This is a genomic window from Dyadobacter sp. Leaf189, from assembly GCF_001424405.1.
Classification (GTDB): domain Bacteria; phylum Bacteroidota; class Bacteroidia; order Cytophagales; family Spirosomataceae; genus Dyadobacter.
The window spans coordinates 2,017,100-2,042,167 of record NZ_LMPS01000001.1; the positions used below are offsets into that span (position 1 = coordinate 2,017,100).

Here is a 25,068-nt window from a genome sequence, read left to right on the forward strand (position 1 = left end):
AATAATTGCTGTGTGCGATGATGGAAAAACGTTACCTGCTGTTTTTATTGGTACTGTCAATTTCGACAAATGCGCTGGCGCAGACAGAGGCAAAAAAGCCCGGCCTGGTAAAGGTATCCGGCGGTCTGAATGCCTACGCGGGCTTTTACACGCCGAACGGTATCGCGGCCCGCAACCAGGCTACCCCTTTCGGCCTGAGCGGCGCTGTGACAGTTACATTGCCTGGCGGTGTCAGTCTGCCTTTCTCGGCCGTGCTGGGTAACCAGGGTGCAAGCTTCCGGCAACCTTTCAACCAGTTTGGGGTAAGCCCCACTTACAAATGGGCCACGATCCACGCAGGATACCGGAACGTCAGCTTTTCGCCTTTTACATTGGCCGGACATACTTTTCTGGGTGGCGGCGTGGAGCTGAACCCGGGTATGCTGCGGTTTGGGGCTGTTTACGGGCGGTTCAACCGGGCCAGCTCGACGGATATCGCCGATCCTGACGCCATTCCCTCATTCAAGAGAACCGGCTACGCTTTCAAGCTTGGCTATGGGAAACCCAACAATTTTGTAGACCTGGTTGTGCTGCGTGCCCAGGACGACACGACTTCCATTCCTGGCATTCAAACAACACCTGAAAAACAGATCGTCCCTGCGGAGAACCTTGTGGTAGGGGTTACTTCGAGGTTGTTGCTGGTCAAACACATTACCGTTGAGCTGGACGTTGCGGCGAGTTCCTACACACGGGATATGTACGCCACCGAAGTGCAGGCAGAAGGGAAGAACCCGCTCGTCCGCATCTTCGGGAAAATGATCACACCGCGGCTTTCCACCCAGCTCACGCAGGCAGCGCAGGCCGGGCTGGGGTATCAGGATAAATGGGGATCAGTGAAGTTTCAGTACAAGCGCATTGATCCGAATTTCCAAACAATGGGCGCTTACTATTTCCAGAGTGATATCGAAAGCTATACGGTCAACGCGGCGCTCAATTTACTGAAAGGAAAGGCGCGGATCGCGGGCAGCTATGGTACGCAGTTCGATAATCTTGCCAAAAACAAGAATGCAGGTACCGGCAGGTCTGTCGGCTCATTCATGGCGTCCTTTAATCCCGACCCGGTATTTGGACTGGATATATCGCTGTCCAACTACGGGCTAAGTCAGAAAGCGGGATTGAGACCGCTGATCGACACCTTGCGGATAGCGCAGAACAACCTGTCGGCTACACTAAATACACGCTACTCCATTTTCAACAAGGACCTTTCACACGTTTTTACATTTACAGTCGCCCACCAGCAGCTTTCGGACCTGAATGAAGCCACTTCAAACCAGACCGAAAACAATAATCAGAACCTGAACCTCAGCTATTTCTTTCAACAGAATCAAAGTGGCTTTGGTGCAAACCTGATGCTCTCCTACACGCAAACCAGCCTGCCTGCCCTGTTACCCGCAGATGGAAACCAGAAGGTGAAATTCTATGGGCCGACACTAGGTACCAATTATGCTTTTTTGAAAAAGAAGCTGACTACCTCAGCCAATTTCTCTTACCTCATCAACCAGCAGCTTGGGCAAACCGGAAAGGTACTCACAGCCTCGGCGAATGCAGGTTACCAGCTCGCCAGGAAGCAAAGCCTGAGCCTGATGTTCAATTACCTGAACTCCAATACGGGCATTCAAACGGAAAAATTCAATGAATTCAGAGGAAATATCGGATATGGAATTTCATTCTAACACTGGCAGATTTCGTAAAGGCGTTTCGATAATGGCCCTGAGCGTGGCTATGCTGCTGTTTACGTTCGCGGCATCCGCGCAAAATCTGGTTCGTATCACCACCAGCGTACTGCCGCCGTACAGTCCCTACATTCAGGACTACCCCGGAACCGGCAACCGCGTGCAGATCTTCATTTCCAACTTGTCGAGAACTCCGCTCAATGTGCGCCTGCTTGGCAAGCTGGAAGGCGATAACGGGGTAGTGATCCGGACTTCTGCCAACTACCGGCCCGTTCGCCCGTTGCAACTCCTGCCCACAGACGTGAACCGCGCATTGACCCGCGCCGAGCTGGAAGGCTTGTTTGACCTGAACCAGATCGAGGTACAGGGAATGGACAAGAACCTGCTGTACCGCGGACTGCCTCTGCCGGAAGGGAATTACCAGCTTTGTGTGCAGGCCTTTGATAATGCTACCACGCGCCCGTTATCCGCTGAGTTTCCGATGGGATGCAGCGGACTTATCCCGATCCGCGTGATCGAGCCGCCTATCCTCATTGCGCCGATGGCAGATGCGGAGGTAAACAGCAATACCCCGCAAACCCAGCTTTTTACCTGGACACCGCCGGTGGGTATCCTGCCCAATCAGGTGGAATATACCCTGCGGATCATCGAGCTGCCCCAAACCGGCGCAGACCCTAATGTTTTCATTGATGCCGTGGTTTTACCAAAATCGGGTATTGAGGTGAAAAACCTGAAAACAACCACATTCCTGTATGGTCCGCAGCATCCGCCTTTGCAGGTGGGAAAACGGTATGCGTGGCAGGTACAGGCTGTGCCGCTCAATACGCGCTTCAATATCCTGAATGAGGGGAAAAGTCCGGTGCAGGCTTTCACGTACGGTAAACTTCCGATCGGGAGCATACCGGGCATTGAGGTAGCCCAGACTCCTTTTTCGACCATACCCGGGCTGGGCGATGCAATGGACACCACGAGCGGCAAGAAGACGATGTACGCTTACAAAATGCCCGCGAATTGTGCCTGCAAAGTGCCTGTTAATGAAAATGATCAGGTAGATAACAGCCAGGCATTGAAATCCAGGAAGGCGACCATAGCGGGTTTTCAAATGGAGCTGCTGGCCAATGTGAAGGAACAGGACGGCAAGCTGTCGGGGACAGGCATGATACCTGTGCCGATGATCAACAACAGCTACGTCAAGCTGCGTGTCAACCTTTTCGATGTGCAATGCAATGCGGGCGGACAAGTGATCGGCGGGTTCGTGCGGGCTATTTATAAAGATGGAGCGCCCGGCTTTACACCAGATTTCGATAAGCCAGAAATGCCCGCTTTGGAAATGTCGCCCGCTACCATGCAGAACCTCAGTAACTTTTTCGCAACTGCCAAAGATCAGCTGGTATCCTCCCTCAGCAACTCTGCCAAAAGTATAGGCTTTGAACTGCCGCTGGGCATTGATAAAAGCTTCGGGCCGGTCAATACCGTGATCGCCATTACCAATATGACCTTTATGCCGCACCAGGCATTTTTCGATGCGAATACCTGGGTGAAAACGGCCAACGCGATGGTGTCGGGCATTCCGCTGAGCGGCTACAATATGTGCTTTACACCCGAGAAGCCCTGCGGAGAGGGTATCCTCTACCTTGCCGACAAGATGCAGCTTTCTCCATTCCTTGCATTAAAAGGAGCGGAAGGCGCCCCTATGCAGGGCCCGTTTGCCGGACCGGATACCACCGTAGTGACACATGTGGTTTTTGATGAAAACGGGTTTAAACAAATGCGCGTGCACGGTTTGCTGACCCCGCCGGGGCTGGTAGACGCGCAAACAAACGGACAGGCAGAGATTAGCGTCAATGCAGGATTGGTGAATTTCCAGAACTGGACTGCGCAACTTTCCTTTCCTAAATTCTACGTGGCCGGGTTATCGGACTTCAAATTTTCAATGCAGCCGGGCAAACCCGCCATTTACGACCATTCCGAAACAAATACCCCGGCCGTTTTGCCGGAAGGCTACCTGTCGCCCGCCGAGGTAAACATCTGGCAGGGATTGTATTTCCCCGAAATAGATCTTGAACTGCCCCCTTTTGTGAAGCGCGCGGACGGGCAGCAGCTTACGGTCGGCGTAAAGAATATGATCTCCGACAACAACGGGTTTTCAGGTAAAGCTTTTGTCAAAAACATACTGGATCTGGGCGATGGTTCGTTGGCGAGCTGGTATTATTCAATCGATGAATTATCTGTCAGCTTCCTGAAAAGTGCCTTTCAGAGTTCAGCGATGTACGGCAAATTAGTGCTTCCGGTCTTCAATGATTCGTCTGGCGCAGCAACGCAGCTTCCCTACGAATGTACCCTGTCCAAAGATGAACAGGCTGGGGGGATTTCCGTTCAGTTGGTGGCAAAGCCGACAGACCAGATGAATGTGGATATTTGGCGGGCGAAACTAAATTTGTCAACCAGCTCAATCATTGCTACTTACAATGCGAGCCAGGGCGTAGAGGCGCGGGCGCAGCTCAGCGGAAGTATGGACATTGACGCCACCTATTTTACCATTCCCGCTGCCAAGTTTGAAGGAATGGTACTGAGTACCAAAGCGCCTTATTTTGACGTAAAAGATTTCAAGCTGGGCTTTGCTTCCCCTCAGAAAATGGTCGATGATTTTCCATTGACACTGGAATCCGGCGGGATCGTAACCGATCCTTCCGATCCGCTGCGGTTTGGTTTCAAGTTCATGGGAGGTATCGACCTGACAAGCCAGCCCGGCGCACCGCTGACTGCCAGCGCTGCGGCTACGGTTTTCTTCAAAACGGGCCTGGCCGGTGGGCGCCCCAACTGGGCTTTCGATAAAGTGCTGGCAGATTCTGTGGCCATTGATGCCGTACTTGGTCCGGTGGGTGTAAAAGGCAGGCTCGCGTTTTACGAGAATCAGAGTATTTACGGGAACGGACTTGCCGGGGATGTGGAAATGACGGTTACGGGCTTGCTGGGCGGGAAAGTGGCAGCCCGCTTCGGAAAAACGCTCCCGGGTTCAGGCGGGTTCAGGTACTGGTATGTAGGCGGGAAAATCACGATCGGCGGGGCAGGTATCCCGCTTGCGCCGCCACTCCCGCTGTCGCTGCGCAGCTTTGGGGGAGGGTTGTATTCCAATGCAGCCAGGCAGGTCGCCAAAGACGGAACAGTTACCTATGTGCCTGATGATGCAACAGAGTTTGGCTTTGAAGCATTAATGGGCGTCGGCCTGACTGCGCCCGATGTACTTACCATGGAAGGTACAATCGGGTTGGAGATCACCGAAGGCGGCGGAATGGGAAGTCTTTCTTACCACGTTGATGCCTGGCTTTTGGGGCATACCAAAGAGGCTTCTTTCGCGAAAGGTACCGGTGATATGAGCTTCGATTTCCAGAACAAGGTTTTTGATGCGCAACTCAGTCTGGGTGCCAGCTATAACCTGCCCGGCGTAAGCATTTCGGCGGCGGCAGAATCTACCCGCCTGTATGTGGATGGAAATTCGGGCAATTGGTTTGTGACAATGGGCGTTCCGGGCGACAGGGTAGACCTGACGATAGATATCGCAAGTCTTGCCAAGTTTACCTTCGGCTCCTATTTCATGCTGGGTAACTACAATCCGACAGGTACCCAGCTGCCTCCTGCACCTTACGGGTTTCACAACCGGCCCGGTATCCTCTCCGAACTGGGCTACAAAGGAACAGCCAGCCAGGTTTTCAAAACCAATGCACCTATGGTTGCATTCGGCTCGGGATACAGCATGGATGCGGACTTCGGTGTGGGGCCTTTTCACCTGCGCTATGACGGAGCGGTAGGTTATGATCTTGCATTGACCCAAACAAACGAGCAATGCAACGGCGTGACGCCTGGCTTAAACGGCTGGTACGCAATGGGACAGATTTATGCTTACATGCACTTCGCACTCGATCTCGACATTGATACCTGGGTATATGAAGGCACGTTTACGGTTGTGGAGCTGGAAGCGGCGGCATTGCTGCGGGGCGGAATGGTGAACCCGATCTGGCTCAACGGGCACGTGCTGCTGCGTTACCGGGTGCTGGGTGGTTTGGTCAAAGGTAGGGTCAACCTGGATTTCTGGTACAACAAGGGACAACGATGCGAGCCGACTTTTGCACCGCCAAACCCTTTTGCGGGGCAGCCGCTCATCGCGTCGCTAGGGCCGTCGGGAACAGATGAAGAGGTTTCTATCCTCTCGCCATACTATGCCGAGTTTAACTACCCTGTAGAAAGCGACCTGATCATTGATATCGAAATTCCGGAGGGACAGCAAGTGGAGGCGGGAACACAGGGAACGGTAACGAAAGGCACACAAAACCAGTCTATCCTGCACCGTGAGTTCCAGCTGGTGTACCTCAACGGATTCAGCACCAAAGCCACCAAGGTCGACCCGCAATACGCGGCCTGCGTGGCGGACAATTCAGGGCGGCTCAGCTACGGTCGAAATGAGGACGGCGATCCCAACTATAATGCGACTTATTACCGCCATAACGCACTGCTGCCCAATTCGACATACGAAATATCGCTTGACTTGCAGGTACATATCAGGGACAAGGGGAAAATGGTGCCTTATGTATTCAAAAGCCAGCATGTGGAGCAAAAGGAGACAGTCACATTCAAAACAGGGCCTTGCATTTCGGTTTTATCAAAAGGCAGCGGTACCGACGACGCGATCACCACATCTTATCCTTACGAGGGACAGCGCTATTTCATGAAAGGGGAGAATGCGCCCACGTTCATCAAGCTGAAAACCAATATGAGCTGCTGCATGAGCAACCTCAATTCGGACGAAAACTTCGACCTCAAAGCCCGTTTCACACCTCTGGAAGGTACCAGCTTTGCGGATAACAACACAGCAGCAGTACTGCTCACCGACGCTGTTTTCAAAGGGGACAGGGTGGATTACAATTTGCCCGCGGGGATCAAAAACAGGATGCTTTACAGGTTTGAGCTCGTACGGATACCGAAGCCGAATTTTGTAAAAACGCAGTTTGCTGCTGTGCAAAAGGCGAAAGAAACTGCGAAAAAGATCGTGTCTGCCAACATCTACAAAGCAGTGAATTCACAGGTATTCAAGGCGGCTGAACAACAGCTTCTAAAAGCAAATTACAAGGCCGAAATACCGGGCGCAGGTAGTCCGGACGGTTTTGCAGTAAACTCGAAATACGACAATCATTATGATCAGTACACCGAGATATCCGAGGATGCATACGAGGCAATAGCCAACACGTACGGCACTTCTTACAAGATCAATACTGCTACCGAGAAGCTATATAATACAGGAAGTTTCAGCATCAAGGAAGATCCCAATGTGGTGAAAAAGCAAAAGGAGGAGGCTGCATTCGGGAAAAGTCTGGAAATGAAAATGTACAGATACTACTTCAAGACAAGCCAGTTCAACACGCTTGCAGAAAAGCTGGCCGCATCTAGCTTCCCGCAAAGTGAATCGTCGCCCTGGGCCAAAATGGTGGATGCATTGACCACGAAAATGGTCTCGCCGGAAGGATATGACAGCTACGAACTGTCCACGGAATACCTGGGCGGGGACAATGTGCGGCCGCCGCTGCTGCTGCTGAAAGCAGACCCGTCGAGCTTCTGGTTCAAGGATATTGCTGTGCCCGTTGCTGAGCTGATCGGATTGATGCCAGGGTATTTTTATGATGAAGCAGGCAAGTCAAAACCATTCCCGGCAGCAACTGATGCGATCAGTACATTCCAGCGATCCATGGCAAGTTTCAATAACGAGTACGAAGACATTCAGAAGCCCTATAAAAACGAAGATATCATGAAACTGATCCCTTCTGAGAAAAAGAAGAATAAATAGTCGCGCTATAACCAAGCTGATCATGAACATATTGAACATCGTTAGAAAATTTAGCCTCATAATCTGCATACTTTGTTTCCAGCAGGTATTTGCACAGGTAAAGTTTGATACAAAGGCCGCAAATGCACCTGGCAAGCTTGTGGCAAAGCAGGTGAACACAAGTAATGCGGTAAATCTAACAGTGGAAGAAATGACTTCTCTCGCCAATTTACCCACTGATTTTGAACAGTCAAATTCCTTCTCTGTTGCCAACCAGAAGCCCGTTGGTAACGGAAAATCGGTGGCTTTGGACAACCATGCAGAGGAGAAACTGGACATGGAAATTTACGGAAGCGGCTCACCCCGGGAATATGGAGTAACCTATATGTCCCGGCCGGTGCGGATAGCTTACGATAACTACATCGCGCCCTATGTTCCGACCTTCCTGGAACTGAATGATGAGATTTATGAAGGAAAGGCGTTCCGCAACATCATCGCCATGCAGATCGCCAATCAGCTGGTGCTGATATCAGAGAATATGGATGCATTCAAAGCTAAGGGAGCGCGCGACATGCTCAGACTGGAAGTACTGGCCCAGCTTGCCAATGAAACATACCCGCCGGAAAGCGAAACGCAGGACTATTGGGAAGAGCACCTCGCCCAGATTGCAAAGAGGGTTGCGCCTCACCTGGATTTCGGGGATTTTCACAAATCGCTCTCCATGCTGTCCAGCTTTGCTGCCAGATGTAACTGCGCGCTGTCTGTGATCATTGCAAACAGCAAGATCAACACGATAAAAAATGAGAGCAAGCTGACCAGCCTCCTATGGAGTGCCAAAAGCAATTTCCTGTACCAGCCACTTACTGAATACAGGAATCGCGAAGCGGTTTTTCACATCTATGTGATGAAAGTGGCAGGCCTGCAAGCTGCTACCCAAGACAACAGCCTCTACAAATTTTACGACAAAGACAATCAATGCCCGTCGGGCCTTGCATACAGTTTCATTTTTGCCAACAAGCTGCGGTCTGCCTCAGTTTTTAACAAATGAATCAATGGAAAAGCATTATAAAAGTTGTTTTCAGATCCTCGCGCTGAGCCTGCTGCTTACGCTGCTTCATTTAGCAGGTTTTGCCCAAAAGAAAAATACAACCAAAGCTGTAGCGGCCAAACCAGCATCGGCGGACACGACCATGCCGCGACGCTACCGGGTGGGTTTAATGGCGAAAGCTTTCGGCGATTCGGTGGTGATCCGCTGGGCACCTAACCACGCTGCATTGTTCCGCCAGGCATTGAAAAGCGGTTATCTGCTCACAAGACGCAGTTTTAATGAGAATAAGAAGTTGCAGCTTGACTGGCAGGTGACGGTTCAGCCGTGGACTTCGGCGGAGTGGCAGCAGCATGCGGGTAAAAACGATACGCTTGCGGCCGCCTGCTCGCAGCTGGTCAATGGTACCAACACGCCGATTGGCGCAAATGAGGTGATTACACTCGACAAAATCCTGGATCAGCAAAATCAGAATGACTTGCGGATGATGCTCTCGCTGATCCTGGCAGATGTAACTCCACGCAATGCACGCGGAATGGCGTTGGGGTGGGTGGACAAAAAAGTGGTGAAAGGCGCGAGCTACATTTACTATATCGTCCCATTAACCGACCAACGGCTTTATCCCGTAGATCCCGCCGGTACGACGGTAATGAATGAGAGAAGTAACGAGCAGGCGCGCATGCTGCCCGTCAAAACGTCGTCAGGCGAGCATATCGTGCATTTGAAGTGGAACCGGAAAATGGCTGAAAATGCATTCTCGTCCTACTTTGTTGAACGGTCTGACGATGGCGGCAAGAAATTCCGCAGGCTGACCAAACGCCCGTGGATGCAGGCGCCTACCTCTTCGCTGGACGACGCGATACAGTATTCCGATTCGGTTCCGCAGAATTACCGTCCTTACAAATACCGCATTTTGGGGATAACCCCATTTGGAGAGCTGGTACCTTCGGAAATCATCACGGCCTCTTCGCTGGACAGGACACCTCCGCCGACAGTCGCAAAGCTCCATGCGAAACATGTGCAGGGAACTCTGGTCAAGGTAAGCTGGGATTATCCGGAGCAGCCGAAAGACCTGGGCGGGTTTGTGGTTGCCAAGGGAATGAGTATGGACGGGCCATTTACACCACTGACCACCAGGCCGCTGACCAGCAATGCACGCGAATTCCTCGATACAACCGCGCTGCCGCATTTACCAAATTACTACCGGGTTGTGGCGATTGACACAGCTCGCAATGCAGGGGTCGGACTGCCGGTTTACTGCCTGATCAAGGATCTGAAAGGGCCGTCGAAACCACAAGGATTACAGGGATACATTGATACAACAGGCTTTGTACGCATTGTTTGGGATAAAAATCCTGAGCCGGACATTTATGGATACCGGGTAATTGCTGCCAATGCACCCGACCATGTTTTTACGGGAAAAACGAATGGATACCTCGCGTTGCCCGCATTTAACGACACAACTACACTGAATGCGCTCACACCGAAAAAGTACTTCCGCGTGATCGCTTACGACAAAAGCTACAATCCCAGCGAACCTTCTGAAATCCTCGAATTGAAGCGGCCCGACGTGATCAGGCCGGTTGCGCCTGTGCTGCGCAACTATGTGGTCAGCGATACAGCAGTGCTGATTTCCTGGGTGCCCAGCAGCAGCGTAGATGTTTCGGAGCAAATTGTGCTGCGCCGTGGAAAAGCTACCGAGCGATGGACGGAGGTGGCGCGGCTGGATAAAAATGCGGCTTCCTATGCGGATCAGTCAATCAAGGGCCGATCGGATTACGGCTATGCGCTGGTGGCAATTGACGACAGCGGGCTGCGATCTGATATCTCGTTTCCGCTCAATATCAAAACCCCGAAGGTAACGCCGGCTGCGGTGGACGGGCTAAAAGCTTTTGTAAATCCCGATAAGAGTGTCTCGCTCTACTGGACCTATGGCGTGCCGAACTGCCGGTTTGTGATCTACAAGGCAGGTTCAGCGGACGATATTGCGAGCTATGATTCGGTGTATGATACCAGTGAGTACCGCGACAAACGTCCGCAGAAAGGGCGAGCGCAATATATGGTGCGTGTGATTTACCAGGATGGAATGGAGTCCGGATTGTCAAAACCTGTTGAAGTTGAGATCAAATGAAAAAGCTGAGATACTTTCTGTACATCGCGTTGACATTGCCTGGTTTGCTGCTGGACTTCACGGTTTCCAAAGCGCAGGTTCTGTTGCAGGCGCCTACCGAGCTTAAAGCTGAGGGCGTGGCTTACAACAGGGTTAATCTTTCCTGGAAAGATAATTCAGGGGATCAGGAATCAGGTTTCGAGATTTACCGCGATCCGGGTTTAGGTACCAATTTTACATTGCTTGCGACCGTAGACAGGAATGTGACAAGCTATGAAGACAGGTCTGTTTCGCCACTTTCGACCTATAATTATCGTGTACGGGCTATAAGTCGGGGCCAGCAGTCGCGCTACTCCAATGATGCGTCGGCAAGTACGCCGGAAGCGCCGCCCCAATCACCGGGTGATTTAATTGCGCGCGTAAACGGTTTGAATGTAAACCTGACGTGGAATGGAAACAACGGCGGCGGCACCAGGTTTATACTTGAAAGAGCAAATATGACAGAGGGTACTGCATTCAGGCAAATTGCCGTCGTGGAATATAGCCGCTCGCTTGCCTATGAAGACCGCAGCCTGTCGCCTGCCACCACTTACTGCTACCGGGTTATGGCGGTAAACAACAGCGGGACTTCGGGTTATTCCAATACTGCCTGCGCGGATATTGCATCGCTCGTGCCGACTGCCCCGGCCAGGTTAAATGCGGTAGCTGTATCCGAAAGCAGCATTGAACTGACCTGGGCTGATATTTCTGATAATGAAACCGGGTTCGAGTTGCAGCGGTCTGCCGACGGATCTGCATTCAGCAAACTCACGGACATTGGCAGTGGTAAGTCGTCGTATCAGGACAATGGATTGGCAAAACGCACCAGGTATTGGTACCGGATTCGTGCATTCAATGCGAATGGAAGTTCCGGTTTTTCAAACGTGGCGGAAGCTACAACCCTGGACGTTCCGCCTGCAAAACCTGCTGACCTCACCGCCACGACCATTTCGAGTAACCAGATCAACCTTCAATGGAAGGATCAGTCAGATAACGAAACCGGCTTTGAACTGGAACGCTCCGGCAATGGCTCCGATTTTCAGAAGATCGCAGACCTGAATGAAAATGCGACAACTTTTGAAAACAGGGACTTGCAACCTGCTACCAAATACTGGTACCGCGTTCGTTCCAGGAACAACTCGGGCATTTCCGGATTTTCCAATGTAGCCAGCGCAACAACCCCGGACGTAGTGCCCGTGACTCCGGGCCGGTTAAATGCGACGGCGGTAAGCTACCAGCAGATAGATCTGACCTGGGAGGATTTGTCGGGTAATGAAAAGGGCTTTCAGCTCGAATGGTCGGACAATGGAACCAGCTTTACCAAACTCGCCGATCTGGGTGAGAATGTAAAAAATTACCAGCATAAGGGTTTGAAATCCGAGACGCGATACTATTACCGCATTCGTGCAGTGAATGCAGTCGGCGCTTCGGGGTACAGCAATGTGGCGGAGGCTGTAACGGGCAAAGCGCCTATCCCTGACAAACCGGAGAACCTGACTGCGGTACCGCTTGATTTTGATCTGGTGCAGCTGCGGTGGTCGCCACTGTCGGCAAACGCAACTGAGGTAATAATCGAACGTTCACAAAAACCAGGGAGCGAGTTCAGGCAGATTGGCCGGCAGGCTGCTTCCAATATCCAGTTTGCCGACAGGGAAATTCTCGACGTAAAGGATTATTACTACCGCATCAAGGCGATCAATGCGGCTGGTAGCTCGGGTTACAGCAATGTGGCCAAAATATTCGCATCATCTATTATCACCGCAGTGGAACCGTCCAGCGAGGAGCTGATCTATGTTTTTGAAAAAACGCTGTTTGTAAGTTCCGCGAAATCAGCGCATGCTATGGTGACGATTTATGATTTGCAGGGAAAATCAAGGGCCAGGTTTCTTGCTGCTTCCAACTCCCGGACTGATCTGAGCGGGTTTTCCACGGGCGTTTATATCCTGGTGGTTGAGTTAAATGAAAAGAAGACCGTCAGGCAAAAAATTGTAATGCATTAAAATGAAAGTTATGAGAAAATACGCTGCATTGATCGTTTGGGCACTTTTTGTATTGTGCTGGTCTTGTCAACCCAAGAAAGTTGAGCCGGCGAATGTGGGGAAGATATGGAAAGTCCGTACTGTAAAGGAAAATGGAAGGCTGGTTTACACCGAGGGGGCAACAGGTAATGTGAGGCCGAGCTATGCACTTTTCAGGCTTGACCTGACTGCCGCTGATCAGGTGATTTTTACGGATCTGGACGGGAGAAGGCTGACTGGTACCTGGACACTTTCAACAGACAACAGCCGCCTCATTCTGGAAAATCTAACACCTCCACCAAGCGTCACAAGTGGCAATATCGAGTTTTATGTTTCAGCACCGCCAACAGATAATCAGCTGCTTCTAAAACGAACAAACGAAAGCCGCAAGACCGGGAATACCGTCAACGAATACGAATTGGTACCGGAGTAATGTTAATCAGATAATCTTCTTCGTTTTAATCAGCCGCTTATAATCAGGTTTGACTGATTGCAACTTTTCAATATTACTTTCAAAACGCATTTTAGGATACCGTCGCAATTCGTCTTCTATCTCTTTTTTTCTGTCAGTTTCACAGCAACATGATTTTTCATTTTCCAGCATTTTGATCTGATCTGCGAGATTTGACTCGAAGACTTTTTGCTGATTTCTTAGTTTGATGCTGTCCGACTTGTCATTGATGAGCATTGCAGCATAGAATGCAAGAGCAGGCGATACCAACAGACCGAATGACCTGAGTGGAATACCCAGCACAAAAAAATTGATTAATGTTACTAGTGCGGCTGATAATAAAACTTCCAGGTCCGGCTTGCCGCGCGACTTGGCGACTTCCATATCAGGAAACCGTCTCCATTAATTTGCGCAAATCCTCATTGCTGCCCAAATCATTTACTTTAACCCATTTGTCACTGTTTTTCAGCTTGACAAGGTATGAGCCTGATTTGCCAAAGAATTTGTAAAAGATCGTGATCAGTGAAAGGATTGTCGGGATCAACGCTATGATAATTTCGAAAACCATAAACAGTTTAGTTTGGTGTGTTTAAAGATGACTTTCTATCAAGCGGAACGTTGTTCACAAACTTACATATTGCTCTCTGAATTTCGTCAATTTTCAACCAACCGTTTTTCAAACGGTAATAACCGCTCTTGTCAGTTCTCTTTTCGGGTTTTCGAAATGAATTTGTAAGCCGATTTTGGAGGATAGCTCGTCGATCAGGCGGAGGCCCAGCCCGTTTAAACCCTGTCCGTTTTCACTTTGCGAAATGATTGAAAGGTATGCTTCCTGGCTGAATGGAGTTCCGGAATTTTCAATCGACAGGGACTTAGATAATAGATTATCAGTCCATTCAATCCGGATCGTACTGTTTTCATCAGAAGCTTTAATGGCATTTTGCAGCAGGTTACGCAATATCGCCTGCAGGTAATATGGGTCCGTATCAAGTATCGTTTTTTCAGGAACGAGGTTTTGGACCGAGAGTTGCTTTGCTTCAATATTCAGCTGCAAGAGCCGGACACATTGCTGCGTAAGCTGTGCCAGATCAACCGGTTGAGTGTCCGCTCTGAACTGGTTCATCTGCGTTTTTGACCATAACAACAGATCTTCCATGGTTTCCAGCAGCGACCCGGTGGCAGTCTGGATCTTTTCGCTCAGTTCCGCCTTCTGTGTTTCGTTCAGAAGGTTCGGATTAAGCTGCTGCAACTTCAAAAACTGGTAAACCTGACTGATCGGCGATCGCAGATCGTGGCTGATGATGCTGAAAAGCTTGGCTTTTGTCCTGTTGGCTTCTTCCAGGTCTTCAATGAGCTTGTTAAGCTGTTGATTTTTAGTGTCCAGCAACTCCGCATTCTTTTTCTTGTTCCTGTAAATAATGCCAAGTAAAGCCAGCGAAAGCGCCATTAATGCAATTCCGGCTGTCAGCCAGATGCGCTGTTTTCTGGCATCATCTATCTGTATGTTTTTGATCTCTATCTGCTGCTGCTTTTCCTGGTTCTGATACTGCGCCTCGGCATCTGCAATGCTCTTTTTAGCTGATTCAATGTAAAGGGAATCGCGGAGCGGGGCGTATTTTTCGTAGGAAGTGTAAGCCTTTTGCCACTGACCGGTTGCCGCATAGCAACGGGCAAGTGCCTGCAACAATCCTGCATATACGTCGCGGCCGGATTCCTGACAAAGCGGCTCGGAGGCTTCCAGCAATGGAAGTGCTTTGGTATATTCTCTCCTGGCCAGATAGGCGGTGCCCGTGATATAATCAACCTGCGATTTGAGGAACTCAGAAGCCCATTTGGGCGCCAGCTCATTGGCTTCGCGCACATAGCGCATGGCGCTGTCGGGTTGGTTGTTGCCAAGGTAGTAATCTGCGAAAGCAAGGTCGGCTGCAATGACATTACTCCTCCTGGTGGCGACGGTGTTGCCGGCCAGCATGGAGGTAAGGCTGTCAAAATAGATTTGCGCGTTGGCCGGCTGTTTGAGCAGCAGGTACGCGTCAGTCATATCTTTGTAATAATGGTTTCGGTAGTGGTGTGTAACTGTGATGTAATTGCGTGCTTCTTTGGAATACATAACCCCTTTTTCGCCCTGCGACATACCAATGTAAAGTTCTGCCAGGTTCATCAGGTCAATTACTACCGCCTCCCTGTCTTTGATCCGTCCATTGGCGATCAGTTTTTTCTTGATCACAATGGCTTTCAGCAAGTACTTAATCTGCGTTTCGTACGCGCCTTGCATGCTGTAATAGTTGCCAATGGTCGCTGCAAGGCTGGCTTTCACAAGTTCGTCGCTGGTGGAGTCCATGACGGTCAGCATTTCTTTAAAAATCGCGTCGCTTTGTCTTTTCTTGCCTGCGGTATTGGTATAGTTGAAGAGCAGTCTTTCAAGGGAAATATTGATCCTGCGGGCGTGATTGGCCTTTCTGGCATATTCCAGCGATTTTTCGTGGAAGTAAAAACTGGAATCGGAGTTCGACGACTCCCACGCAATGCCCAGATTGAAGTTAAAGAGCGACAAGTAATACCAGTTTTTAGCCGGTACCATTTTCAATGCATAACCGGCAATGACCTTTTCCCGCTCAAACCCTTCTGTCCGGTTCAGCGAGTCGCAGATATCCGCCAGTGCTTCAAGCTTCTGCGTTGTTGTTTTGTACCTGCTCAGGTCGGGGAGGTCCTGCGCCCGGAGCGTGAAAGTGGAGAATACCAGAAAAATAACGGCGCGTAGCAGTATCTTCATAGGTTATAATTTAAGTCTGGCAACTGTCGAACGGTACGTTTTTCCCACCGGGATAATGGCGTCGCTGCACACCAGCTCGGAGTAGCGCAGCTCTTTGATCTGCCCTACGGAAACCGCGTAGCTCCGGTGTACCCGCATAAAACGGTCGGAAGGAAGCTGTTCCATGAAGTAGGAGAGGGACGAAAGCGTCATGTAATTCTTCCTGGACGTCACTATTTTGGTGTAATCCTGCATGGCTTCCAGGTAGATAATATCCTGTTGCGCCAGCCGGATCTGGTTGTAGCCCTCCTTGATCGTAAGCATATCTTTTTCAAACATCACCTCGTAAGCCTGCGACTTCTGCTTCATTTCCCAATATTCCAGCACCTTCCGTGCAGTTGCAGCAAAACGCTCTTCGGTAAGTGGTTTCAGGATATAGTCCAGGGCAGAAAGTTCGAAACCTTCGAGGGCAAACTCAGGGTGGGAGGTAATGAAAACGGCCATTGTGACCTCAGAGCGGATTTTTCGCAGCATATCAATGCCTGAGAATCCCGGCATTTCAATATCCAGGAAAATCAGGTCGGGCTTAATGTACTGCTGCGCCTCATAGCCTTCCAACACATTTGAAAAAGTCCCGCAATTGTCCAAAAACGCGTGGGTACGTGCAAACTCGGTAAGAAAAAGAAGGTCAAGCGGATTGTCATCAATGGCAATAAACTTGATTCGAGGGAGCGAAGGTACCATTAAGATGTTTACATTTTTAACCCAATATATGCAAAAGGATTATCTGCCGGTACCAAAACTTATTTACCTGCATGTTAAAGCTTTGCAGTCTGATGCAGGTTTTACTTCAATTTATAAAAATGCTGCATTCGCATCGGCTTCCACGTCGCCAGGTACTTTTTGATGAAAATGGCTTCTTTGTCGGCGGCTTCCGTGATCTCTGCAACCTGCTTTTTTAATTGCAGCTGATATTGCGCATTCCGGAAGTCACCTGGCGAAACAGCCGACAACGCACGGTTTGCAGAATCGAGATATACCTTCATTTTCCCTGAAAACGATTCCAGCATCTCGTCTGTCCAGCGCGGACTTTTAAACTGATTGTTTTTTGAAAAAATGTATTCGTTATAGGCACTCGTAGCATTGCTGAGCAATTGATGCGTATTGTTCAGTACATGGTAATCGCCTGCATTACTGATGTAACGATCGCCCCCTGCCAGGTACTTTTCTACAACCGAGTTAGGAATGCCCATGGATCTGGTGCGTGCAAGACTTGCCCTGATCCGTCTGAATTCGTCCATTTTAACCGATACATTAATAGAATCCTGGTAACTGAAACTGGTGAGAGCCGCATTTTCAAAGACACCATCCCGGATTTGCGCGTGCGTGAGCGGCGGGTTAAGCAGCTGCCAGATCGGGTCAAATGGAATATGCGTTTCTATAAACCGGAGCGGCGGAACTTTATACCAATCAGGATTGAAGCTTTTCACAAAAACAGACCTTTGAAGGTAACCCGCTGCCCAGGTCGGATCGTAAAAATACCAGGTGCCGCCCGATTTAACCGCATTCCAGACATGTCCAAACGGGTCATCGCCTGCACCCTGCCGGGTATACCCCTCCACCACGTAGCTCTCATACCCGGCCCTTCTCAGCAATGCATTGAACAAGGTGGCATAATGCTCGCAAACTCCTTTCCTGCGATTGATTGCCTCACGAACAATGTTCTGGCTGGTACTACCATAAGCAGTACCGCCGCTCACCAGGAGCAGGCGCGTGGGATCATATTCCAGCGTGCTGGTAACCCATTTGAATATCGAAAAGATGGAGTCTTTCTTGTACTCGATCTTACGCAGGATTGAATCCAGCTCGGCCTGCTGCGCGTGGCCACAGGAGGGAACCAAAAAGAAGGCGATGATCAAGCGTAATTTTCCCGAAAACACCCGCTTGTGAGCAGTACTTTTCATTTGATAACAGCAGCTTAAAGACATTGTAACCCAGATGCAATTTAATGTTTTTTGGCAGTTGAAAAGCTTCATCAGACAGGCTTTACAGAAAGATTAGCCGGCTCCTTGGAGTAACCCGGTAAGTGGCAAGTCTTTCCTTTTTTGGAAGCATGAACCCGGAATCTGATGAATAATGAGAGAATAGTGCGCGGCGAGGAGCTGGAAAATGAAGCTGATTTCAGCGAAGAGCGACGCTTTTTTCTGAAACAATCCGTAGCAATGGCCGGACTCTCTTTCCTGCCTGTGCCTTTTGTGACAGCGGCCGGCGGAGGAGATAGCTCCCCTGGGAATCCCGAACCCGTCAAAGTGACCCTTACCGTGAACGGTACCAGACACCGGCTCGCCATTGATGTGAGAACTACTTTGCTCGACCTGCTGCGCGAGCAGCTTGCCTTGACTGGAACCAAAAAAGGCTGCGACTTCGGGCAATGTGGCGCGTGCACCGTGCATGTGGACGGACAAAGGACACTTGCCTGCCTGTCTTTCGCGATCATGCAACAAAGCAAAAAGGTACATACCATTGAAAGTCTGGCCAAAAACGGCTCGCTCCATCCATTGCAGCAGGCTTTTATCAAGCACGACGGTTTTCAATGCGGCTACTGCACGCCGGGACAGATCATGTCGGGTGTGAGCTGCATTCGTGAAAAAAAGGCCGGGAGTGCAGAAGAAATACAGGAATATATGAGTGGTAATCTGTGCCGCTGCGGGGCATATCCCAACATTGTGAATGCGATTATGGAGGTTAAAAACAGCGGTAGTCAGGTATGAAAGCATTCCAGTACCTGCGCCCTTCGAAAGTTCAGGACGCAATCCGTGCAGTTGGCTCCGATCCGGGTGCGCGGTTTATTGCCGGAGGTACCAATCTGATCGACCTGATGAAAAGGGGCATTGTTTCGCCAGACAAACTGGTGGATATCAATCATCTTCCTCTTAAAAAGATAAGTTACCAATCGGGCAGGCTGAAAATCGGCGCACTCGCGCTGAACAGCGAAGTGGCTGCTCATCCGGCGGTGCTGCAAAAGCAGCCGCTCCTCGCACAGGCGCTTCATTCCGGCGCTTCGGGCCAGCTCCGCAATATGGCGACCATGGGAGGCAATGCGCTGCAGCGAACTCGCTGCCCTTACTTCTACGATACTGCATTTCCCTGCAACAAACGCAAGCCCGGCAGTGGCTGCGCGGCAGTAGAGGGGATCAACAGAATGCATTCGATTTTTGGTGTTGAAAAGGCAAATGCAACCCAGTCGTGCATTGCGGTGCATCCGAGTGATATGAGCGTGGCGCTGGCGGCGCTGGACGCAGAGGTAATTATTCAGGGTCAAGGCGGCGAGCGCAGGATTGCCTTTACCGACCTGCACCGGCTGCCTGGCAACCAGCCCGAGCTCGATACTACTTTGGAAAGAAATGAGCTGATCACAGGCTTTGAGATCCCTGATAACGATTTCGGAATGCACGCGCATTACCTAAAAGTACGGGACCGCGCTTCTTTCGCTTTTGCAATCGTGTCGGTTGCGGCTGCGCTGGACGTGAAAGAAGGCAAGATCAACGCGGCGCGACTGGCGATGGGCGGGGTGGCGCACAAGCCGTGGCGGCTCTTCGAAGCCGAACGACATTTGCTCGGCAAGCCGGTTTCAGAAGCCTTGTTCAGGCAGGCAGCAGCGCTGGGTATGCGGGACGCGGTAAGTTTTGGACAAAATGATTACAAGTTGAGAATGGCCCCTAATGCAGTTGTTCAGGCGCTGCTCCATGCTGCCGCAATCGAATAAAAAGAAAAATCATGACCGATAAAGAGTCGCTGGATAGGGTAGACGGCCCGGAAAAAGTGGCAGGTACAGCTACTTACTCTGCTGAATACCGTTTTAAAAACCTCGCACATGCCGTCCTGGTGACGAGTACCATTGCCAAGGGAGAAATTACCAGCATGGAAACCCGCAAGGCAGAAAGAGCGCCGGGCGTACTTACTGTGCTCACACATCTGAATGCCCCCGAAATTCCGGGTAACCCAAAAGCAGTCCAGCCGGCGGGCCGTGCCGCAGTAGGTACTGCATTCCGCCTTTTTCATGACCGTTACATTTACTTTGATGGCCAGCCTGTCGCATTGGTAGTTGCTGAAACAGCTGAAAAGGCGAAGTACGCGGCTTCATTGATTCAGGTAACCTATCAAACCGAAAAGCACGCCACCGACTTTGAGGCCAATAGCAGGCATGCGGCTTTGCCCGTGAATATCCAACGCAGCCAGAATTCACCTTTTAAAGATTACGAGCGGGGTAATCCCGGCGCGGTTGTCCAGGCAGAAGTAAAAATAGAAGCTACTTACACAATCCCAACACAACACCACCAGCCGCTCGAACCCCACGCTACCATTGCAGTCTGGGAAGGCGACGACAAGCTTACAGTTTATGACAAAAACCAGGTGTCAAATCTGCACAGGGAAACCTCGCGCAGGCATTTAAATTAAAAAGGGAGCATGTAAAAGTGGTTTCAAAATACATTGGAGGCGCTTTTGGTTCCGGTATCCGTGTTTGGCCGCATACAGTAGCGGCTGTCCTGGCGGCGAAGCACTTGAAGCGCCCCGTAAAGCTTGTACTTGGCCGCGAGCAAATGTTCACGTCTGTGGGGTACCGGCCTTATACCGTGCAGAAACTTGCGATAGGCGCCGACAGGAATGGAAAGCTGGTGGCAATGGTGCACGAAGGTACCGGGCAGACTTCGCAGTATGAAGAGCACCTGGAACGTACCATTCTGGCAACCAGGGCGCTGTACGCTTGTCCCAATGTAGTTACGAAATACCGCCTGCTGAACCTGGATGTAAATACGCCTACCTGGATGCGCGGCCCCGGCGATGCTACGGGTATGTTCGCTCTGGAGTCGGCGCTCGATGAGCTGAGTTATGCCGCTGGCATTGACCCGCTTGAACTAAGACTAAGGAACTACGCAGAACTGGATCCTGAACGCAACTTGCCGTGGTCGGCGAAGTCGCTCAGGAAATGCTATGAAACAGCCGCAGATGCATTTGGCTGGAAAAACAGGGCTGCCCAGCCCGGTTCCATGAAGAACAAAGGCATGCTGACAGGCTTCGGAATGGCGTCGAGCCTGTACGGATTTCACCGGCACCCTTCCCAGGCGAAGGCGATTTTGAACCGCGACGGTACGCTGGTTGTACAAAGCGCCACAATGGATATTGGTCCGGGAACAGGTACCGCAATGACGCGCATTGCCGCTGAGCGACTGGGTATCAGCAGCAGCAAGGTCAGGTTTGATCTGGGCAGTTCAGACCTGCCCGATGCGCCGGGGCAGAATGGTTCTTCCACGGTCCCGAGTGTGGGCTCGGCGGTATATGCAGCTTGTGAGTCGCTGAAAACCAAGCTGCTTACGCTTGCCGGGCAAATGCCAGGCTCTCCTTTTCAGCACGTTGGTGCGGAGCAGGTTTTGTTTAAAAACGGGCAAATGCTTTTGGAAAAGGAAGCTGGTACCGCCATTTCTTTCAGTAAAATTCTCGAACATCACAACTTACAGCAGGTTGAGGCGCAGGAAGAGTCGAGGTCGGGTGCGGAGCGGGACAGGTATTCGATGTATTCTTTTGGCTGCCACTTTGTTGAAGTACAGGTAAATCCGTTCACAGGCGAAGTGCGCGTCACGCGTGCAGTTACCTGTGCGGACGTGGGTAAAATTATCAACCATAAAACAGCACGCAGCCAGGCAATCGGCGGACTGGTGGGCGGCATTGGCATGGCGCTCATGGAGGCTTCGGTGATGGACCACCGTTTCGGCAGGTACGTGACCAGCGATTTGGCCACCTACCATATTCCTGTTCATGCCGATATTCCACAAATGGACGTGTTTTTTATAGACGAGGCTGATCAGTATGTAAATGCGATCGGTGCCAAAGGGCTGGGTGAAATTGCGATCGTGGGTGTGGCGGCGGCGGTTGCCAATGCAGTTTTCCATGCGACGGGCAAGCGTATCCGGGAGCTGCCGATCACACCCGACAAGCTGGTTTGATCATGTTCAGAAGACTTTAAAGCGTAAAAACAGGCAACACACAAGCTTGGCACAGATTTTCTTAGCAAATCTTAACAAGTTACAAAACGCACGACTCGCCATAATGAGCCAAACTGTTAACAAAACGCTTGAATTTCTTGTAGGAGGTGGTGAAATGGGGGAGAGGATACGGCAATTTGCCTGGGAGCAGTCACCGCTGGGACTTCCCGAAGCATGGCCGCAAAGCCTGAAAACCTGCATCCGCATTATGCTGAGCTCGAAGCAACCGATCTGGATCGGATGGGGCGAGCACCTGATCAAGTTTTATAATGACGCTTATATCGATATCGTCCGAGGGAAACACCCCGGTGCCTTAGGCCAGCCTGCATCTGTGGTTTGGAAGGATATTTGGCGGGATATCGAGCCTTTGCTCGAAAGGTCCATGCATAAGGACGAAGGTACTTATGTGGAATCACAGCTCCTGATCATGGAGCGAAGCGGTTTTCCCGAGGAAACTTACTACACGTTTTCATATACACCGGTACTGGGCGAAGATGGCCGGCCCGCTGGTATCATTTGCTACAATACTGCTGATACCGACAGGATTATCAATGAACGCTCGCTGCGTACCATGCAGCAGCTGGATACATTGGCTCAAAAGAAATCAGAAGAAGAAGTATACGCGCAGGCTGCCCGCGCGCTGGTGAGCAATGCGCTGGATTTTCCGTTTGCAGTGATCTACAAGATTTCAGATGAAGGGAAAAGGGCTGAGATTGCTGCATTGTCCGGCATTGCTCTGGAAGATTTTAATACATCTCATTCCATTGACCTGAGTAGCGGCAGTGCAGATTACGAAGCGATCGCCGAAGCTGTGCATGCGCAGCGGATTGTGGAATCCGTTGTCAATACCCGTTGGAAAATGCTCCCCAAGGGTGCCTGGGATGTTTGTCCGCGCCAGTTCGTAGATGTTCCCATTAAATCAACCAACAAAAAATTTCCGATCGCCATTCTGACCGTGGGGCTAAACCCTTACCGCAAATTTGACGACGCATACCGCAACTTCATCCAGCTCATCGCCGACCAGATCTCACTGGGGATCAGCAATGCGCAGGCTTATGAGGAGGAAAGAAAGCGGGCTAAGATGCTGGAAGAGATTGACAAGGCGAAAACGCTGTTTTTTACCAATATCAGTCACGAATTCCGCACGCCGCTGATGCTGATGCTTAGCCCGTTGGAAGAGCTTTTGAATAAACCGCAGATCGGGCTGGACGAAAGTGAAAAGCATCACCTGGAAGTAACCCACCGGAATGCGATAAGGCTGCTCAAACTTGTTAATACCCTGCTTGATTTCAGCCGCATCGAAAGTGGCCGGAATATGGCCAGCTTCGTGCTGACCGACATTGCTGCTTATACCAGAAATCTGGCTGCCAACTTCCGGTCCGTTATTGAAAAGGCTGATCTGCAGCTGATCGTCAAAACGGAGCCTGTTGCAAATCAGGTGTTCGTGGATAAGCAAATGTGGGAAAAGATCGTTTTTAATCTCTTATCCAATGCGTTCAAATTCACATTTGAAGGAACGATTACGGTAACCGTCGCACCTGGCGATCGTGGCGTGGTGCTCACGGTGGAGGATACCGGAGTGGGTATCTCGCAGCAGGAGCTTCCGCGGATGTTTGAGCGGTTTCACCGGATACAAAATAGCGGCGGACGGACCTTTGAAGGCACAGGGATCGGCTTGTCGCTGATCAGGGAACTGATCCTGCTGCACCACGGCGATATCCGGGTTGAAAGTGAACCTGGGAAGGGAAGCCGCTTTATTGTGACCATACCGTACGGAAAAGACCACCTGGACCCGACGCGTGTATTCCTGACTGATCCGGGTTTCGACGACGTGACACCCAGCCTGTACGTGGAAGAAGCTGCTACCTTGCTGCAACCTGCCGCCGGACCAAATGCAGCAGACAATGCTACTACCGCTACTGATACAATCCTGGTGGTGGACGATAATACCGATATGCGGCAGCACGTACAATCGCTTCTGGAAAAGCATTACCGGACAATTCCCGCTGAAAATGGCGTTGACGCGCTTCAAAAGATCGCCGAGGAACAGCCTTCGCTCATTCTGAGCGACATTATGATGCCCGAAATGGACGGAATTGAGTTGCTCCGTCACGTAAAAGACAATCCTGGCAGCGCGCAGATCCCCGTTGTGCTGATCACAGCGCGGGCGGGGGAGGAGTCAAAGCTGGAAGGAATTGAGACCGGAGCGGATGATTACCTTGTGAAGCCATTCTCGTCCAATGAGCTGCTGGCGCGGATCAAGTCGCAGCTGAAAATTTCGAAAACGCGCCGCCAGTTTACCGATGAGTTGGAAAGAGCAGTTAAGCTCCGGACAGAGGAACTGATCAAAGCGAACAAAGAGCTGGAATCGTTCAGCTACATTGCCAGCCACGACTTGCAGGAGCCGCTCCGCAAAATTCAGACCTTTATCCACCTGATTGACAAGAATAAGGATAATCCGGAGGCTACACAGAAGTACTACGACAAGATCAACTCTTCTGCGCAGCGGATGAGCGAGCTGATCCAGTCGGTGCTTACTTACAGCCGGCTTTCAGGAACGGGACAGGATCTGGTGAAAGTTGACCTGAACAGTGTGATCAATGATATCAAGATCGATTTTGAACTGCTGATCTCGGAAAAAGAAGCGACGATTGTGACAGAAAACCTGCCGGTAATTCAGGCAAATAAATTTCAGATGAACCAGCTGTTCTCGAACCTGATCAGCAATTCTTTGAAGTTTTCCCAAAAAAATCCACGCATTACGATCCGGTCTGAATATGTGCAGGGCAGCTCCATTACCGCTTTTCCTATGTTAAATCCCGAAAAGCTTTTTGCCCACATAACCTTCGCCGATAATGGAATAGGGTTTGAACAGGAATTTAGCGAGCGTATTTTCAGCTTGTTCCAGCGCCTGCACGGAAAGCAGGAATATTCCGGAACAGGCATTGGATTAAGTATTGTAAAAAAGATCGTAGAGCAGCATAACGGTTATGTTTCTGCCGAATCACAGCCGGGAGAAGGCGCGACATTCCATATCTGGCTGCCGGTGTAAGTTTACCGGCAATCCCGGAACGTCGCGCCTATG

General features: G+C 50.7%; 14 protein-coding genes and 1 pseudogene. 10 read left to right on the forward strand and 5 right to left on the reverse strand.

The features are described from left to right. Positions 1-17: 17 nt before the first annotated feature. The 6 genes from ASG33_RS08535 to ASG33_RS08560 are packed head-to-tail and all read left to right on the forward strand — an operon-like array spanning position 18 to position 13,172. Positions 18-1,712, forward strand: coding sequence for a hypothetical protein (locus ASG33_RS08535; protein ID WP_056282559.1), 1,695 nt, complete (start codon positions 18-20; stop codon positions 1,710-1,712). After that, positions 1,672-7,548 carry a hypothetical protein gene (locus tag ASG33_RS08540; RefSeq protein ID WP_157474631.1) on the forward strand — a complete coding sequence of 1,959 codons (5,877 nt, stop codon included), beginning with the start codon at positions 1,672-1,674 and terminating at the stop codon, positions 7,546-7,548. Before ASG33_RS08535 ends, ASG33_RS08540 begins: the two co-directional genes overlap by 41 nt. A 22-nt stretch (positions 7,549-7,570) precedes the next feature. After that, positions 7,571-8,575, forward strand: a complete 1,005-nt coding sequence (locus ASG33_RS08545; protein ID WP_056282564.1) for a hypothetical protein — start codon at positions 7,571-7,573, stop codon at positions 8,573-8,575. A gap of 4 nt (positions 8,576-8,579) precedes the next feature. Then, the gene (locus tag ASG33_RS08550) at positions 8,580-10,703 is read left to right on the forward strand and encodes a hypothetical protein (protein WP_056282567.1); all 2,124 of its coding nucleotides are present in this window, start codon (positions 8,580-8,582) and stop codon (positions 10,701-10,703) included. Further along, positions 10,700-12,721, forward strand: a complete 2,022-nt coding sequence (locus ASG33_RS08555) for a fibronectin type III domain-containing protein (protein WP_056282569.1) — start codon at positions 10,700-10,702, stop codon at positions 12,719-12,721. Before ASG33_RS08550 ends, ASG33_RS08555 begins: the two co-directional genes overlap by 4 nt. Positions 12,722-12,731: 10 nt before the next feature. After that, positions 12,732-13,172, forward strand: a complete 441-nt coding sequence (locus tag ASG33_RS08560; protein ID WP_056283510.1) for a hypothetical protein — start codon at positions 12,732-12,734, stop codon at positions 13,170-13,172. A 6-nt stretch (positions 13,173-13,178) separates the two neighbouring features. On the opposite strand, the gene ASG33_RS08565 is transcribed toward ASG33_RS08560, so the two are convergent. From ASG33_RS08565 to ASG33_RS08585, 5 genes are all read right to left on the reverse strand, one after another. Next, positions 13,179-13,574 carry a hypothetical protein gene (locus ASG33_RS08565; protein ID WP_056282571.1) on the reverse strand — a complete coding sequence of 132 codons (396 nt, stop codon included), beginning with the start codon at positions 13,572-13,574 and terminating at the stop codon, positions 13,179-13,181. A 1-nt stretch (position 13,575) separates the two neighbouring features. Continuing rightward, complete coding sequence (locus ASG33_RS08570) at positions 13,576-13,758, reverse strand: hypothetical protein (protein WP_056282574.1); 183 nt, start codon at positions 13,756-13,758, stop codon at positions 13,576-13,578. A 108-nt stretch (positions 13,759-13,866) separates the two neighbouring features. Beyond that, a complete protein-coding gene (locus ASG33_RS08575) occupies positions 13,867-15,963 on the reverse strand; it encodes a HAMP domain-containing sensor histidine kinase (RefSeq protein WP_056282577.1) in 2,097 nt (698 codons plus the stop codon). Between the two features lie 3 nt (positions 15,964-15,966). Then, positions 15,967-16,686, reverse strand: coding sequence for a LytTR family DNA-binding domain-containing protein (locus ASG33_RS08580; RefSeq protein WP_056282582.1), 720 nt, complete (start codon positions 16,684-16,686; stop codon positions 15,967-15,969). Between the two features lie 101 nt (positions 16,687-16,787). Further along, positions 16,788-17,906: a transglutaminase domain-containing protein gene (locus ASG33_RS08585; RefSeq protein WP_056282585.1), complete on the reverse strand. Its 1,119-nt coding sequence runs from the start codon at positions 17,904-17,906 to the stop codon at positions 16,788-16,790. Positions 17,907-18,071: 165 nt separating this feature from the next. Between ASG33_RS08585 and ASG33_RS08590 the strand changes: the two genes are divergently transcribed. The 4 genes and pseudogenes from ASG33_RS08590 to ASG33_RS08605 all read left to right on the forward strand — a co-directional run bounded on the left by ASG33_RS08590 (position 18,072) and on the right by ASG33_RS08605 (position 25,035). Beyond that, positions 18,072-18,713, forward strand: a complete 642-nt coding sequence (locus ASG33_RS08590; protein ID WP_056282588.1) for a (2Fe-2S)-binding protein — start codon at positions 18,072-18,074, stop codon at positions 18,711-18,713. Next, the gene (locus ASG33_RS08595) at positions 18,710-19,708 is read left to right on the forward strand and encodes a xanthine dehydrogenase family protein subunit M (RefSeq protein WP_056282591.1); all 999 of its coding nucleotides are present in this window, start codon (positions 18,710-18,712) and stop codon (positions 19,706-19,708) included. The genes ASG33_RS08590 and ASG33_RS08595 overlap by 4 nt, the downstream gene beginning before the upstream one ends. Positions 19,709-19,827: 119 nt before the next feature. Beyond that, positions 19,828-21,941 (forward strand): annotated as a pseudogene (locus ASG33_RS26255) (molybdopterin cofactor-binding domain-containing protein); the annotation flags it as partial. A gap of 106 nt (positions 21,942-22,047) precedes the next feature. Continuing rightward, entirely contained in the window at positions 22,048-25,035 is a 2,988-nt protein-coding gene (locus ASG33_RS08605; protein WP_056282599.1) for an ATP-binding protein, read from the forward strand. Positions 25,036-25,068 lie beyond the last annotated feature (33 nt).

What these genes read in the sequence shown, in the direction of transcription:
- ASG33_RS08560 (WP_056283510.1), top strand. Translation starts at nt 12,732, where the DNA reads ATGAGAAAATACGCTGCATTGATCGTTTGGGCACTTTTTGTATTGTGC.
- ASG33_RS08550 (WP_056282567.1), top strand. Translation starts at nt 8,580, where the DNA reads ATGGAAAAGCATTATAAAAGTTGTTTTCAGATCCTCGCGCTGAGCCTG.
- ASG33_RS08535 (WP_056282559.1), top strand. Translation starts at nt 18, where the DNA reads ATGATGGAAAAACGTTACCTGCTGTTTTTATTGGTACTGTCAATTTCG.
- ASG33_RS08590 (WP_056282588.1), top strand. Translation starts at nt 18,072, where the DNA reads ATGAATAATGAGAGAATAGTGCGCGGCGAGGAGCTGGAAAATGAAGCT.
- ASG33_RS08545 (WP_056282564.1), top strand. Translation starts at nt 7,571, where the DNA reads ATGAACATATTGAACATCGTTAGAAAATTTAGCCTCATAATCTGCATA.
- ASG33_RS08580 (WP_056282582.1), bottom strand. Translation starts at nt 16,686, where the DNA reads ATGGTACCTTCGCTCCCTCGAATCAAGTTTATTGCCATTGATGACAAT.
- ASG33_RS08540 (WP_157474631.1), top strand. Translation starts at nt 1,672, where the DNA reads ATGAATTCAGAGGAAATATCGGATATGGAATTTCATTCTAACACTGGC.
- ASG33_RS08605 (WP_056282599.1), top strand. Translation starts at nt 22,048, where the DNA reads ATGAGCCAAACTGTTAACAAAACGCTTGAATTTCTTGTAGGAGGTGGT.
- ASG33_RS08595 (WP_056282591.1), top strand. Translation starts at nt 18,710, where the DNA reads ATGAAAGCATTCCAGTACCTGCGCCCTTCGAAAGTTCAGGACGCAATC.
- ASG33_RS08575 (WP_056282577.1), bottom strand. Translation starts at nt 15,963, where the DNA reads ATGAAGATACTGCTACGCGCCGTTATTTTTCTGGTATTCTCCACTTTC.
- ASG33_RS08565 (WP_056282571.1), bottom strand. Translation starts at nt 13,574, where the DNA reads ATGGAAGTCGCCAAGTCGCGCGGCAAGCCGGACCTGGAAGTTTTATTA.
- ASG33_RS08570 (WP_056282574.1), bottom strand. Translation starts at nt 13,758, where the DNA reads ATGGTTTTCGAAATTATCATAGCGTTGATCCCGACAATCCTTTCACTG.
- ASG33_RS08555 (WP_056282569.1), top strand. Translation starts at nt 10,700, where the DNA reads ATGAAAAAGCTGAGATACTTTCTGTACATCGCGTTGACATTGCCTGGT.
- ASG33_RS08585 (WP_056282585.1), bottom strand. Translation starts at nt 17,906, where the DNA reads ATGAAAAGTACTGCTCACAAGCGGGTGTTTTCGGGAAAATTACGCTTG.